The 14476-nt window shown below is 50.5% G+C and carries 12 protein-coding genes; 10 read left to right on the top strand and 2 right to left on the bottom strand.

The window, feature by feature from the left end:
- Positions 1-192 precede the first annotated feature (192 nt).
- On the top strand, positions 193-1959 hold the full coding sequence (locus EFA69_RS13650; RefSeq protein ID WP_245964585.1) for a glycoside hydrolase family 43 protein: 1767 nt from the start codon (positions 193-195) through the stop codon (positions 1957-1959).
- 390 nt (positions 1960-2349) lie between these two features.
- Here EFA69_RS13650 and xylA read toward each other — a convergent pair whose 3' ends face one another.
- Together xylA and EFA69_RS13660 are read right to left on the bottom strand one after the other, a co-directional pair.
- On the bottom strand, positions 2350-3681 hold the full coding sequence (xylA, locus tag EFA69_RS13655) for a xylose isomerase (RefSeq protein ID WP_123133674.1): 1332 nt from the start codon (positions 3679-3681) through the stop codon (positions 2350-2352).
- Positions 3682-3707: 26 nt separating this feature from the next.
- Positions 3708-5189 carry a xylulokinase gene (locus tag EFA69_RS13660; protein ID WP_123134835.1) on the bottom strand — a complete coding sequence of 494 codons (1482 nt, stop codon included), beginning with the start codon at positions 5187-5189 and terminating at the stop codon, positions 3708-3710.
- A 376-nt stretch (positions 5190-5565) separates the two neighbouring features.
- Here EFA69_RS13660 and EFA69_RS13665 point away from each other — a divergent pair, with 376 nt between their 5' ends.
- The 9 genes from EFA69_RS13665 to EFA69_RS13705 all read left to right on the top strand — a co-directional run bounded on the left by EFA69_RS13665 (position 5566) and on the right by EFA69_RS13705 (position 14458).
- Positions 5566-6588, top strand: coding sequence for a LacI family DNA-binding transcriptional regulator (locus EFA69_RS13665; RefSeq protein WP_123134836.1), 1023 nt, complete (start codon positions 5566-5568; stop codon positions 6586-6588).
- A 183-nt stretch (positions 6589-6771) separates the two neighbouring features.
- Complete coding sequence (locus EFA69_RS13670; RefSeq protein WP_123133675.1) at positions 6772-7617, top strand: MBL fold metallo-hydrolase; 846 nt, start codon at positions 6772-6774, stop codon at positions 7615-7617.
- 272 nt (positions 7618-7889) lie between these two features.
- Positions 7890-8189, top strand: coding sequence for a hypothetical protein (locus EFA69_RS13675; RefSeq protein WP_123133676.1), 300 nt, complete (start codon positions 7890-7892; stop codon positions 8187-8189).
- A 492-nt stretch (positions 8190-8681) separates the two neighbouring features.
- Positions 8682-9182, top strand: a complete 501-nt coding sequence (locus EFA69_RS13680; RefSeq protein WP_123133677.1) for a CsgE family curli-type amyloid fiber assembly protein — start codon at positions 8682-8684, stop codon at positions 9180-9182.
- 77 nt (positions 9183-9259) lie between these two features.
- A complete protein-coding gene (locus EFA69_RS13685; RefSeq protein WP_123133678.1) occupies positions 9260-9694 on the top strand; it encodes a curli production assembly/transport component CsgF in 435 nt (144 codons plus the stop codon).
- A 141-nt stretch (positions 9695-9835) separates the two neighbouring features.
- Positions 9836-11176, top strand: a complete 1341-nt coding sequence (locus EFA69_RS13690) for a CsgG/HfaB family protein (protein ID WP_123134837.1) — start codon at positions 9836-9838, stop codon at positions 11174-11176.
- A 574-nt stretch (positions 11177-11750) separates the two neighbouring features.
- Positions 11751-12500 (top strand): hypothetical protein, encoded by a 750-nt coding sequence (locus EFA69_RS13695; RefSeq protein ID WP_221175748.1) that lies wholly within the window; start codon positions 11751-11753, stop codon positions 12498-12500.
- 130 nt (positions 12501-12630) lie between these two features.
- The gene (locus EFA69_RS13700) at positions 12631-13572 is read left to right on the top strand and encodes a hypothetical protein (protein ID WP_123133680.1); all 942 of its coding nucleotides are present in this window, start codon (positions 12631-12633) and stop codon (positions 13570-13572) included.
- Positions 13573-13930: 358 nt separating this feature from the next.
- Positions 13931-14458 (top strand): hypothetical protein, encoded by a 528-nt coding sequence (locus EFA69_RS13705; RefSeq protein ID WP_123133681.1) that lies wholly within the window; start codon positions 13931-13933, stop codon positions 14456-14458.
- Positions 14459-14476 lie beyond the last annotated feature (18 nt).

Genomic DNA, 14476 nt, shown 5'->3' on the forward strand with positions numbered 1-14476 from the left:
TAGGGGCTGTTTTTCCAAAAACGGCCCCTAAACGCAGTTGGCATTAAGAAAGTCAACTACTCCCGTTGTTAAGCCTAAACATTGAATTAGAAACAAGCACGAGGAGCAGGTTCATCGTTTAGAGCCTCTTTTTCTGAAATTCGCTCAAAACTGAGAACCGGCTCCTCGCGCTTGCCTAACTACCAAACGAAGATGAAAAAATCGTTCAACATGATCTGTTCAAATTTACGCGCGCGGCGACTCCAGAATTGGAAGCTACTCTTCAGTACCCTGCTTTTGGGGTTTCTTTTTGGGTTTACAGCGCAGGCCCAGCAGCAACGGCAAACGTTTCAGAACCCCATCTTCCCGGGCTTTTACCCAGACCCCAGCATCTGCCGGGTAGGGGAGGACTACTACTTGATTCACTCCTCGTTCGCGTATTTCCCCGGCGTGCCCATCTTCCACAGCAAAGACCTGGTGAACTGGAATCAGATTGGCAACATTCTGGACCGACCAGAGCAGCTGAACCTGGACGGACATGGCGTGTCACGGGGAATTTTCGCGCCCACCATTTCCTACAAAGACGGCACGTTCTACATGGTTACCACGCTCATAGACAAAGGGGGGAATTTTGTGGTGACGGCCACCAATCCGGCTGGGCCGTGGTCTAACCCGCACTGGATTCCCAACGTGAACGGTATTGACCCTTCGCTTTTCCATGACGATGACGGAAAATCTTACATCATCTACAACTCTGATGCCCCAGACAATAAACCCCAGTACGACGGGCACCGCACCCTCCGGATGTTTGAGTTCGACCTCAAAACCATGAAAACCGTGGGGCCTCAGCATCTGTTGGTCAACGGCGGCGTGGATTTCTCCAAGAAACCTGTCTGGATTGAAGGACCGCACGTGTACAAAGTGAACGGCTATTATTATCTCATGGCCGCGGAAGGCGGAACCAGCGTGCACCACTCAGAGGTGATTCTGCGCAGCAAGTCGGTTACCGGGCCGTATGTACCTTATGAGCAGAACCCTATCCTTACGCAGCGGGATTTACCGGCCAACCGTCCCAATCCGGTATCGGCCACTGGTCACGCCGACTTGGTGCAGACTCAGAAAGGTGAATGGTGGGCGGTTTTCCTGGCCACCCGACCCTATGACGGTGCCGGAGATCATTACAATACCGGGCGCGAAACTTTTCTGGCCCCTGTTGCCTGGAAAGATGGCTGGCCCATCATCAACCCCGGGAACGAGTTAGTGCAGTACCGTTATTCCGTTCCTAATTTGCCGGCGCAGAAAAAAGCAGCCTTCCCCCTGACCGGTAATTTCACTTACCGCGAGGAGTTCAAGAGCAAGACCTTGCCCATGTATTGGCTGCAACTCAGAACGCCGCGTACGCCGTGGTACAGCCTGAGCCAACCCGCCGGTAAACTGACTCTGGACGTAAGACCGGAGAGCTTCAATGAGAAAGTGAACGTCTCCTTCATCGCCCGGCGGCAGCAACACGTGAAAGGGAGCGCCAGTACGGTGGTGGAATTCACCCCGCAGAAAGAAAATGAGTTCGCCGGTCTAGTCGCTTTCCAGAACGACGAGCACTACTACACCATAGGCAAAACCATGAAAGGAAGCGAACCGGTGGTGAGGCTGTTCAAAGCTGACAACACCGTATTAGCTGAGAAAACCCTTACCTCCAAAGAAAACAAGCAACCGCTGTACCTCAAAGTGACGTTCAACGGCGGGAGTTATGCTTTCTATTATGCCACCCAAAAAGGGAAATGGCTCCTGCTGAAAGACAACGTAGATGGTAAATACCTGAGCACCCGCGTGGCCGGTGGTTTTGTGGGCGTGACGCTAGGCATGTACGCCACCTCTAACGGACAACCCTCCACCAACAAAGCCTCCTTTGACTGGTTTGACTACGAAGGAAACGATGCCATTTTTGAACCTGCTTCTGCCCCAGCTCAACCGGGGAAGTAAGTACGTTCACTACCTCTGTTTTTTTACCAAATCATTTAATTGTTAAGCATACAATTAAATAGGGTTCTACACGTATAATAAATGTAACTAAGCTCTCGCAAAGCCTTGAGAATTTACCTAGTTACGTCAGGATAAGTAAATTTTACACATAGGATTAGGGAAAAAGCGGGCTCTACTAGAGTCCGTTTTTTTTGCGCAATCTTGCGTTTAGAGGCTCTTTTTTAGGAATAATGCCCAAACCAGTCACTGATGGATTTCTTAAAAAAGAAGGCTGCCCTCGTGAGAGAGGCAGCCTTCTTTCTACTCTATCCACTGAAACTTCCTGTCTGGGCTAACCACACTAAAGACGCGGCTACCTTAAACAGTATATTCAGTTGGTCTATCTGAATGTTAGATAAACCGGTTGATCAGGTTCTCCAGGTACTCTTGGCGTCCGCTCTTCGCGGCTGGCTCACCCTGCTCAACGGCGTAATTGCGCAGGTCTTCCAGCGTCAGTTTGCCTTGCTCAAACTCCTGACCTTTGCCGCTGTCAAAAGAAGCGTAGCGCTCCTCGCGGATTTTCAGGTAATCTGAGTTTTGCAGGATGTTGTCAGCGGTGATGAGGGCACGGGCGAAGGTATCGGCACCACCAATATGGGCGTAGAAAAGGTCTGCCGGGTCAGTGGAGTTTCTTCTGATTTTGGCGTCAAAGTTCACACCGCCACCTTGCAGACCACCGGCCTGTAAGAAGATGAGCATAGACTCCGTAAGCTCATTCAGGTTGTTGGGGAATTGGTCAGTATCCCAGCCGTTCTGGTAGTCACCGCGGTTGGCGTCAATGGAACCTAACACACCGGCATCGGCGGCCACTTGCAGTTCGTGCTGGAAGGTGTGGCCTGCCAGGGTGGCGTGGTTTACCTCAATGTTGATTTTGAAGTCACCTATCAGATCATGCTGACGCAGGAACCCGATCACGGTTGCGCAGTCATAGTCATACTGGTGTTTGGTAGGTTCCATGGGCTTAGGCTCAATGAAGAACGTGCCTTTAAAGCCTTGTGAACGGGCGTAGTCTTTGGCAGTGTGCAGGAAGCGGGCGAAGTGCTCCTGTTCACGCTTCATGTCGGTGTTCAGGAGGGTCATGTAGCCTTCGCGGCCACCCCAGAACACGTAGTTCTCGCCGTCAAGGGCAATGGTGGCATCCATGGCAGCTTTCACCTGAGCGCCGGCGTGCGTCAATACGTGGAAGTCTGGGTTAGTGGAGGCACCGTTCATGTAGCGGCTGTGCGAGAATACGTTGGCAGTTCCCCAAAGTAGTTTCACGCCGCTTTCGGCTTGTTTCTGCTTGGCGTATTCCACCATGGTTTGCAGGCGACGCTCATTTTCGGCAATGTCATTGCCGTAGTCCACCACATCCACATCATGGAAGCAGTAGTAAGGCATGCCAATTTTGGTGATGAACTCAAACGCGGCGTCCATTTTCGCCTTGGCGCGGGTGATCACATCTGAGCTCTCGTCCCAGGCGAAGTGAAGGGTAGGACCCCCAAACGGATCAGACCCATTGGCGTTGAAAGAGTGCCAGTAGGCTACCGCAAACTTCAAATGCTCTTTCAGGGTTTTGCCGGCTACCACCCGGTTCTCATCGTACCAGCGGTACGCCAACGGGTTGTCAGACTCAAGGCCTTCAAATTTTATCTGCCCTATTCCTTTAAAAAATTCTTTTTCTCCTATCAAGGGATTTGCCATAGCTATGTTATGTAAGGTGTTTAAATTTAGTTGCTCAATTGTTTCAGTAGGAGGGTTTTCCAGTCTTGGTAAGCAGCCTCGTAGGCTTCGGTCTGGCTGGGCTCAATCACTTTGAGGCGCTCAAAACGGCTGAAGGCTTCCTGCGCCGACGCGAATACCTTAGACCCTATTCCCGCTCCAAGGGCCGCGCCCACGCTTCCGTCGTTCTGGTAGAGTTCTACCGGCACGTTGGTGGTGTTCACGAAGGCCTCGGCAAACAGGTCGCTGAGGAAGAGGTTGGCTTTCCCAGCCCTGATCACCTGCGGGTTCATGCCGTTCTCGCGCATAATGTCAAGTCCGTAGCGGAACGTGAAGGCAATGCCTTCCTGCACCGCCCTGAACACGTGGGCTTTGGAATGTAAGTTGAAATCAAGGCGGTGGAACTGGGCCCCGATGATGCGGTTGTTGAACACGCGCTCAGCCCCGTTCCCGAAGGGGAAGATGCGCAGCCCATTGCTGCCAACCGGCACTTTCTGCGCCTCTTCGTTCATCTGCGGATAGCTCAGCCCGTGGCCCATGTTTTCTTTGATCCAGCTGTTCATGATGCCCGTGCCGTTAATGTTCATGAGCACGCCCACGCGTTTAGATTCTGGGCTGTAGTTGACGTGCGCAAACGTATTCACTCTGGACTGCGGGTCATACACCAGTTGGTCGCTCACGCCGTAGATCACCCCGGAAGTGCCCGCCGTGGCGGCTACTTCGCCCGGGTTTAATACGTTCAAAGACAAGGCGTTGTTAGGCTGGTCCCCCGATTTATAGGCCACCGGAATACCGGCTTTAAGGGAGAGCGTACTGGCAATTTCTGGCTTCACCTCGCCGTGCGTGGAGAACAGCGGCCTCACCGCTGGGATAATCTCCTGGCTGAACCCGAAGAAGTTCATGACATCGGCGGAGACTTCGTCTTTCTGGAAATCCCAGAAGATACCCTCAGACAAGGCCGAGGCGCTTGTGGTAATCTCACCGGTCAATTTCATGGCGATGTAGTCGCCGGGCAGCATGATTTTGTGGATCTTACTGAACGTCTCCGGCTCGTTTTCCTTTACCCAGGCCAGTTTGGCCGCTGTGAAGTTGCCCGGAGAGTTGAGCAGGCGCGAAAGGCTCTGTTCCTGGCCAATGTGTTCAAAGGCTTTGGTTCCGTAGGGAACGGCACGGCTGTCGCACCAGATAATAGAATCGCGCAGCACCTGCTGGTCTTTGTCTACCACCACCAGGCCGTGCATCTGGTACGCAATGCCAATGGCGTTGATGTCCTGCGGGTTATAGGCGCCCGTGGCGTTGGCTTTCCTGATGGCCTGCTGCGTGTGCTCCCACCACATCTCCGGCGACTGCTCGGCCCAGCCGGGCTGCAGCGAGGTGATTTTGGATTCGGTTTCCGGGAACTGCGCAGAAGCCAGGCATTTTTGGGTGGTGGCATCTACCACCGATACTTTAATAGAGGAAGTGCCTACGTCTATTCCTAATAAGAGCATATAGAGTTGGTTATAAGTAGAACCAATGAGCCGCGGGTGGGGCAGTTGCACAACGGGAATAACCTTCTTGCCTGCCTTAATGCCAACGTTGGCATAAGTTTAAGATTAAAAATTGAAATTAGAAAATTTACCTCGCTATTTCTCTTTCTTTTTATGAAATCGGTGTCTTTTTTGAGGGATTCTTGTCAAACTTCATGAAGGGAGAGTTTATTTGACTTCTAGATGGTACAGGCTCTTTATCAAGAAGTTAAAGATGTAAGGAAAGAAGTGAAGCCGTTTAGCGGCTCTTTTTCCCAAAACAGGCTCAAAACGCAGGCGATCTTGGTGCTTTGGATAAAGAAATGTTTTAGTAGTTTAGTAGCCTTACCCCTTGAGCGTGAAGAAGACCACCATACATGACATTGCCCGGGAACTGAACGTGACGTTCTCCACCGTTGCGCGGGCCCTGAACGATCATCCGGCCATTAGTGTGGCTACCAAGGCGGCCGTGCTGGAGACAGCCAAACGCCTGAACTACCAACAGAACAAACTCGCCTCCTCGCTGCGGTCTGGGAGAACCAATGTGATTGGGATTATTGTGCCCAGTCTGGATACCAGCTTCTTCAGCTCCGTGGTGCATGGCATTGAGAAAGTCATGAATGAGAACGGCTACAGCGTGCTGCTGTACCAGACCGGGGAGTCGCTCACGCGGGAGCAGAAGGGGATAGAGACCTTTTTGCAGTCCAGGGTAGACGGGGTGCTTTCCTCGGTTTCGTCAGAAACGGACGGCCATGAGATGTACGCCCAGCTCCGGAAGCGCCAGGTGCCGCTGCTGTTCTTTGACCGTGCCATCCAGGAACTACCCGTACCGTCTGTGACCATCAACGACTACCAGGGCGGTTTTTCGGCCACGGAACACCTGATTGGGCAAGGCTTCCGGCGCATCGCCCACATCACCTCAGACCAGAACCTGACCATTTTCAATGAACGCTTAAGAGGCTACCGTGAGGCGCTGCTCAAGCACGGTCTGCCGTTTCAGGAAGATTTAGTGTTCAGGGGAAGGGTTTCGCTGGAGTTGGGAAAAACCTCTGTGCAGCAGCTGCTAGCTCAAGGCCACTCTTTTGATGCCGTGTTTGCGGCCGAGGATTACACGGCAATGGGTGCCCTGCAGCAATTACTGGAGAACGGGATACGTGTGCCGAAAGAGGTGGGCGTAGTAGGTTTCGCGAATGAGGCCTTCGGGGCGTTCGTGACGCCGTCGCTCTCCACCGTAGACCAGCAGACCGTGAAGATGGGGGAGGAGACGGCCCGCCTGTTCCTCAAACTCTTCGGGAGCAAAGACTACTACGGCACCAACCCTGAGCACATCGTCTTGGATCCCATCCTGATTCCGCGCAATTCCTCACAGCCGGTATCTTAATAATAGCGCACTTTCCGTTTAGGGGCTCTTTTTCCAAAAACAGCCCCTAAACGGAAAGTGCCCAACGTAGCTGCTGATGTGTCTTTGGGTGGTATTTTATGTTAAGTCTGTAGGTGGCAAAATTTTCTTTCCTTGAAAGGGTAGAGAGGAATTACCGGAAACTTAGGTTAATTTTGCAGCGCTATGGGATTGAAGATAACGGCGTTGGCATCTGGGAGTAACGGGAACTGCTACTACATTGGCAATGACCAAGAGGCGGTATTGGTAGATGCGGGCATTTCCTGCCGCGAAACCGAGACTCGGATGCGCCGCCTGGGCCTCTCCATGGAGAAAGTGCGGGCCATCTTTATTACACATGAGCACTCAGACCACATCAAAGGCTTGCCGGTGCTGGCCAAAAAACACCAATTGCCCGTCTACATTACGCCCGGTACGTTGCAGAATCTGCGCTTCGGGCTGGAGCGGCATTTGGTGAGGAGTTTCCAGGCGTATGCGCCCGTCCAGATTGGAGATTTGGCCGTGACCGCTTTCCCTAAATACCATGATGCCGCCGACCCTCACAGTTTCATCATTACCGGCGACGGAATTAACGTAGGCGTCTTCACCGATATTGGCACGCCCTGCGACCACGTGATCAGCCAGTTCAGGCAATGCCACGCCGCCATTCTGGAAACCAACTATGATGATGCCATGCTGGACCGGGGGCATTACCCGTACTACCTCAAGGCCCGCATCAGGGGCAACCACGGTCACCTTTCCAACAAGCAGGCACTTACTTTGTTTACGGGCTACAAGCCGGCGTTTATGAGCCATGTGCTGCTGGGCCACCTTTCCAGAGACAACAACAGGCCAGAGCTGGTGCAGGAGTTGTTTGCCGCCCACGCCGACGGAACGCAGGTGGTGGTGGCTTCCAGATACGAGGAGACACCTGTCTTCCACATCAGCGGTGAATTGGTGCCCACGCCTGCGGTGACCATGTCAGCTCCCCAAAAATTCGGAGCCGCCCAATTATCGCTGGAGCTGTTCTGATTCTGTGGAGGGCGTTTAGCGGCCGTTTTTCCTAAAACTGCTTTAAACCAGCTGGTCGGCAAGCTTCTCCATCTTTGCTTATACTTTCTTAGAGCGTGCTTTATAAATGGTAGTCCTCTGCGGTGGAACTAAGGGGCTGTTATATGCCCACTTATAGGAAAGAAGGGGTTTTACCTGGGAAGGAGGCACTTCTTGTTATTTTTTGCCAACCCTATAAATGCTTCCTACGTTTTCATAGGCATGTACCATCTATCATAACAAAAAATAACGCTATGGAAGCAAGAGATTTAAAAGACGCAGCTGATAACTTCAATCCAGAACATAGAGAAGGTCCAGTTGCCCGGACAATTGAAGAGTATACCGCAAAATTGCCTTCAGACCTTTTCCTGTGGGCCGCACTTGGCTCAATGGCTGTTTCGGCTACGCTTAAAATCATGAAAAAAGATGACGAGGCGCTGTTTGTAGGCCAGTGGCCAGCACCGTTCCTGTTGCTGGGCCTTTACAACAAAGTAGTGAAGGTGAAAGGCCACGAAGGCGAGAAAACCGGTGGCACAAGAGGTGGCTCCAGATAAGTTGTCTTCACCAACCCATGAAAGAAGAGGAGGCTTAGGCCTCCTCTTCTTTTTTATAGCCACACCGGTGCGTTTAGCGGCCGTTTTTCCAGAAGTAGCTCTAAAACAGGTCTAGGAAATAAATGCTCCCTTCTGCTGCTCAACCCAAAGATAGGGTGCTGCCTCCTGTTCAGGAGGTGGAAAACAGTGGCGGAATATTCCTATTCCTGAGGCATTAATCCTGAACTTCTTTTTTTAAGCGGAAGCAGATTTTCGCCTCTTTTCAATCTTTCCTCAGGCTAATACAACACACTTCTTCTCGCTTTCCTTCATTTGCTGATCGCTCCCCAGCCATTTTCCAAAGCGGGAGTAGAGCCTCCCCAATGGGACCAACGCATTGTATGGACCAAAAGCAGGGATATGACCTAAAATTATTTTAACTTGATCTAGGTTTTTAGCAAACTATATTGTAAATATGTTATCTGATCTAAGAATAAGACACAAATAAGAGCCATGACTCCAGCCCCAACCAAGAATTGGATTTTTATATTTCTGGCGGTGGTGGTATGGCTTTTGGGCAGTTCAGACGGGCACGCCCAGATTTACTTGCAGGTAGACACCACCCAAAGCCTGAACAACGAGCAGCAGAACCGGCTGAACGAGCAGCGCCTTAAAACGTCCGCCGATCTGGAGATTGACGGTTTGGTGATGGATGAGACGGTGACTAAAATTGGCCGCACCTTCTATGATGTGTTCCATATGCAGTGGGAGGCGCCGCAGGGCGTGCGAAACTTTACCATTGTGGTGAAGGAGAAGCCTGCCCGCGGCAACGGGGCCATTGTTTCGGTAGCCGTGAATGATGAAAACATATTTGAGTACCAGCTCCAGCCCCGGCAGGAAGTGATTGAGGAAGTGGCTTCCTACGTGGTGGCCCTTGTCACTGAGCACCTCATGAAAGACCAGTTGGCCAAACAATTGGAGGCCGAAGGCCGGAAAGCACGGGAAGTATATTAACCAGAATTCTATTACGCTTAAACTTATATACCTAAACCTTAAAAGACACTATCCCCTTACTACATCTACCGCTGCATATGAGAAAACAACTTTACGCGCTGGCTGCTTTCCTGTTAATTCTTTTGGTGGCTCCTACCGCAGACCTGCAGGCGCAGGACTTTGTGTATGAACCCCGTAACCCCGCCTTTGGAGGCTATTATTTCAATTACCAGTGGCTGCAGTCATCGGCGCAGTCTCAGGACAAACTCAAAGACCCAAACGCCACCACCGGCAACACCGGGGCCAACCAAGACCCGCTCAAGCAGTTTGAAGACAACCTGAACCGGCAAATCCTGAATCAGCTTTCCAGGCAACTGGTTTCTTCCCAGTTTGGCGACGAGGGCCTGGAGCCGGGCAGCTATAACATTGGCAATTACCAGATCAATGTCTCTGAAGGGGCTGGAGGGGTTTCCATTGTAATCGTGGATCAGAATTCCGGGAGCCAGACCACGGTGACCATTCCGTATTTCTAGGGAAGGGCCCTATTGCTACCCCTTCCGCCGCCCATAATCCCTTTTACAAGCTACACCCTTTCTTTTCCCATGCTTCACCGCAACTTTAAAACAATTACCCATTTATTGTTAGTGGCTCTGCTTGCCTCAGCAGTTTCCTGCATGCCTCTCTTCAACAAGTCTATGGAGACCTCCCGGGCATCTCTGGGGGTTGCCGCCCCAGGCAATGAGAATCTGGTGAATATGCCGCCGCCGCAGCAGAAAATTGTGGCAGCCGTGTATAAATTCAGAGACCAGACCGGGCAGTATAAACCCTCGGCTACCGGGGCCAACTGGTCTACGGCCGTAACGCAGGGTTCTACCACCATCCTGCTGAAATCTTTGGAAGAATCTGGTTGGTTTACCCCCATTGAGCGGGAGAACCTGGCAAACCTCCTCAATGAACGGAAGATAGTGCGCTCCACCCGCGCCGAGGCCGAAGCGGCCACTGGTAGGAAAGAACCGGCGCTGCCCTCGTTGTTGTTTGCGGGCATCCTTTTGGAAGGCGGTATTATTTCCTATGATGCCAACGTGATCACCGGTGGGGCGGGTTTGCGCTACTTCAGTGCCGGTGGGTCTGGGCAGTACCGCGAGGACAAAGTGACCGTGTACCTCAGGGCCATCTCCACCAGCACCGGCGAGATTCTCAAGACAGTATACACTACCAAGACCATTCTCTCCCAGTCGGTGGATTTTGGTTTGTTCCGGTATGTCAAGTTCAAGCGGCTGCTGGAGGCCGAAACAGGGTTCACCTATAATGAGCCCTCTGAAATGGCCGTGAAGGAAGCCATTGACAAAGCAGTGCAAAGCCTCATCATTGAAGGAATCCATGCCGGGTATTGGGGCCTCAAGAACAAGGATGACATGCAGTCTCCTATTATTAAGGAGTACCAGCGGGAAAGAGAGGATGTGAAGAACACCAACGTGCACGGCGAAGTCATGGCTAACAGAAGAGGTGTGGTGGGCGTGTCCATCGCCGGGGGCGGAATGTATTATAACGGGGACTATTCACGTGCCCAGGTGGAGCCCATGGCCGAGATAGGAGTCAGAGTCAGTACCCATAACAACCTGGGTTTTGATTTTAGGCTGGGGCGGGGAGACCTTTCCACTTCCCGTGAATTCTTTCACCGTACCCTCAGCTATGCAGAACTGAACCTGAATTACAACTTTGCTCCTAAACTGCGGCACACGCCGTATGTGCAGATTGGCGGTGGTGCCGCGGTGGTGCAACGCGACGGTGGTACCCTTCTGGATGGGTTTGGCTCTGCTGGTTTTGACTCCTATATTAAAGGAGGACTTGGGTACGAATACCTGATTACTCCGCGCATAGGCATAGATATAAACGCCTCTAGTTCCTATTTCCTGAATGACGAGGTAGATGGAGTAAAGCAAGGCCGGTTCAATGACTATTTCTGGACTGCCAAAGTGGGCGTCAATTTCTATCTGGGGCTCTTTAAGAAATAAGTAGTATCCCTCAATTCACCAAAACCAGAAGGGCCGCGCTTGCATGTGCGGCCCTTCTGGTTTTGGTGTGCTACATAATTTGTTTGCTGTTCCTGTAAGTGGCATTTCTGTTTAGGGGCTCTTTTCGCGAAAAGAGCCCCTAAACAGAAATGCCTGGCTGGTGGAGGTGCGTGGTGCAAGCTCCCCAGGCAGTTATTTCCCCTAAACAAGCATAGCTTTTAATCAAGACAGTAAAGAAGCAATAACCATTCATAACCCAAAAACTAGACAAAGAGAATTAGAAAGCTAATTTAGAATCTTTATAAATTATTGAGAATTATTTGTGTTTTGTAAAACATAATAGGATTATTTTAAAAATAGAATGCATAAATATAGATTTAAGCTCTTTTTTGGTATAATTATATCATAAAGTGAAATAGTATAAAAAATTAATGTATCATTTGTATGTTTTTTATTTTTTATTGATACATTTGACCTACAAATCAATCACATCTATCTTAAACCACTAAAACACAAACCAATGAAAAAATCTATCCTTCTATCCGCCGCCGTAATGTTTGCAGCTGGTACAGCTATGGCACAAAGCAACGTGAGCACCGTGAGCCAGTCTGGTGATTCTCATTTAGCCGATGTGCTCCAGTTGGGAAGCACCAACTCTTCAACCGTAACGCAGTCAGATTTCGCTAACTGGGCATTTGTAACCCAGGTAGGATCTACTAACTACTCTGCTATTACCCAGGTGAACAACTCTCAGATCAACACCGCTGAAGTATATCAGGAAGGCGATGGCAACTATTCAACCCAAGACCAGAGCAATGGTAGCCTTGCTAACAATGCCCTAACTGTGCAGTTGGGTAATGATAACACAGGTGTTCAGGTGCAGAGCAATACATCTGTGTTTAACAACGCTTATATCTACCAGTCAGGCGATGGTAACGTGGCCCAGCAGCTGCAAGACCAGGTGTCTGGTTACAACATTGCTGAAATTGAGCAATTTGGTTCTGATAACACTGCGCAGCAGTGGCAAGGGTTGAGCAGTGCTGATAACACTGCCTATGCCATGCAAAGCGGTACTGGTAACACCTCTGTTCAAATTCAGGATGAGGCCCTGGGTCTGTTTGGTTACAACTATGCAGAAGTAATGCAGTACGGTTCTTACAATGATGGTACTCAGTTACAGAGCGGTGCGGCTGACGTATCAGCTATCTTGTATCAAAGCGGAACTATGAACATGTCACTTCAAGAGCAAACTGGAACCTTTCACCAGTCTTCTGTAAGACAAATTGGTTCTTTCAACGAAGCTACTGTAGTACAAGGCAACTAGTAACCTAGAGGCGGGGGTGTTGAATTTCCGCCTCAGTTGCTGTAGAAGTACTTTAAATACCTTTTCTTTTACTTATGAAGATGATAATGGGAGAAACCTCTCCCATTATCATTTTTTAACAAACAGACCAATGAAAAAAGTAACTGTATTTGCGGCTGCATTAGTTTTTGCCGCCGGGGCCGCTATGGCGCAGGGCAATACCAGCACTGTAAACCAAACCGGAGAGGAACATCGCGCCGAAGTTCAACAGACTGGCGCTGCCAATAGCTCGGCTGTCACTCAGACCGACCTTTCCAACTGGGGCTTCGTGACGCAAACCGGGAACACCAACGTTTCCAGGGTTGAACAAGTGGCTGGTGCTGCTTATAATACCGCCTATCTGTTCCAGACCGGAGATGCCAACACCTCGTCCATCTCGCAGTCTGATGTTTCTGAGGGTAACTTGGCCTATGTAAGGCAAACCGGTACGGGTAACGCCTCTACGGTAGTGCAAGACATGGCCGCTTACGCTAACATAGCGGAAGCGTGGCAAATAGGTAATGCAAACAGCGCCAGCCAGGAACAAAGCGGCGAAAGCGAATCAAATGAGATGTACGTTGAGCAAAGCGGTAACCGCAACATGGCGCAGCAATACCAGGGGGGCGTTTCGTTGGCTAACACTGCCTACATCTACCAGTGGGGAGATAATAACATGGCCGTACAGAGCCAGGACGAGGTTTCAGGCTATAACAGCGCCATCGCCAGCCAAGACGGTAACAATAACTTAGCAGAACAGTACCAGGGCTTTTCCAGCGTGGCCAACACCGCCGACATCATGCAGAACGGTGACGGCAACATGGCGTTCCAAAGCCAGGATGACTTGAGTTATTATGAGAACTTTGCCGGCATCCAGCAATTCGGCTCAGATAACGAAGGTGCTCAGTACCAAAACACAGGCGGAGATCTGTATTCTACCTTGTACCAAGATGGTAGCCTTAACTCCTCACTGCAGAGACAGACTGGCCAGAGCCACAGTTCTGTGGTGAATCAGATTGGTTCCTTGAACACCTCTACCGTTATTCAGGGCAACTAAGCGTAACAATAGCAAAGGTGCTTAAGCAATTTGCACTGGCAGAAGTCTAACAGTTGGAAAGGAAGCAGTAGCCTCCTTTCCAACTTCTTCTGTTTTAATTTAGCAGGCGTAGTTTGTGCGTTTAGCGGCTCTTTTTCCAAAATGGACGTAAAACTGGAACAGAGCCTACTTAAAGTGCGATTGATTTTTCCGGGGTAAAGGGCTATCTTAACGTTTGTCAGTTGTTACATGATGAAACTATAACCTGAGGCAACTCTGCTAGCCAGAAAAAGTGTTGCTTGTGCCTGAATGTTACAAAGTGAAGGAGGTTAAGCGTGGATCTATCCCCGCTTGTCACAATCTGCCAAAGAAGATGAAAATGAAAAAGCTAGTTTTATTTCTGTTGTTCGCCCTGGGCGGATCATCTGCCTTCGCCCAGACAACCATTGCCGAAGAACTGCTCCTGAAGCAGGTAAACGAAGAGAAGAACTATATTCGGCAGAACCTCAACCAAACCTCGGCCGCCAACGGAGGGCTCACGTTCCAGCAATTGGCTTCCAATGTGGCCCGTGTCCAGCAGGAGGGGGAGCAGAACGTGGCAATGCTTCAGCAGTACGGAGTGGGCAATGTGGTGAACTTACAGCAGCAAGGCAGCGGAAACAGCTATGAGGGCTATGTGTCTGGCAACTACAACGTGAGCGATCTCTACCAGATTGGCAACGCCAACAGAATTGAGCAGGACCTGCAAACCAACAACCAGAATTATGTGATCAGGCAGCAGGGTTCGGGCAATGTACTCACCCAAATAGAAATGGGCAGCAACGCTAAATCCTATAGCGTTGAACAATTAGGAAATGACATGAAAATCACCATTGTCAACGGTGGTGCCACGGTACCTTTCCAGTAAAGAGTTGTAAAAAAGCCA

The organism is Rufibacter immobilis, from assembly GCF_003721565.1.
Taxonomy (GTDB): Bacteria; Bacteroidota; Bacteroidia; order Cytophagales; family Hymenobacteraceae; genus Nibribacter; species Nibribacter immobilis.

Coding starts and splice junctions, on each gene's coding strand:
- EFA69_RS13680 (WP_123133677.1), top strand. CDS start 8,682: ATGACTCCAGCCCCAACCAAGAATTGGATTTTTATATTTCTGGCGGTG.
- EFA69_RS13670 (WP_123133675.1), top strand. CDS start 6,772: ATGGGATTGAAGATAACGGCGTTGGCATCTGGGAGTAACGGGAACTGC.
- EFA69_RS13695 (WP_221175748.1), top strand. CDS start 11,751: ATGGCACAAAGCAACGTGAGCACCGTGAGCCAGTCTGGTGATTCTCAT.
- xylA (WP_123133674.1), bottom strand. CDS start 3,681: ATGGCAAATCCCTTGATAGGAGAAAAAGAATTTTTTAAAGGAATAGGG.
- EFA69_RS13700 (WP_123133680.1), top strand. CDS start 12,631: ATGAAAAAAGTAACTGTATTTGCGGCTGCATTAGTTTTTGCCGCCGGG.
- EFA69_RS13685 (WP_123133678.1), top strand. CDS start 9,260: ATGAGAAAACAACTTTACGCGCTGGCTGCTTTCCTGTTAATTCTTTTG.
- EFA69_RS13660 (WP_123134835.1), bottom strand. CDS start 5,189: ATGCTCTTATTAGGAATAGACGTAGGCACTTCCTCTATTAAAGTATCG.
- EFA69_RS13690 (WP_123134837.1), top strand. CDS start 9,836: ATGCCTCTCTTCAACAAGTCTATGGAGACCTCCCGGGCATCTCTGGGG.
- EFA69_RS13705 (WP_123133681.1), top strand. CDS start 13,931: ATGAAAAAGCTAGTTTTATTTCTGTTGTTCGCCCTGGGCGGATCATCT.
- EFA69_RS13650 (WP_245964585.1), top strand. CDS start 193: ATGAAAAAATCGTTCAACATGATCTGTTCAAATTTACGCGCGCGGCGA.
- EFA69_RS13675 (WP_123133676.1), top strand. CDS start 7,890: ATGGAAGCAAGAGATTTAAAAGACGCAGCTGATAACTTCAATCCAGAA.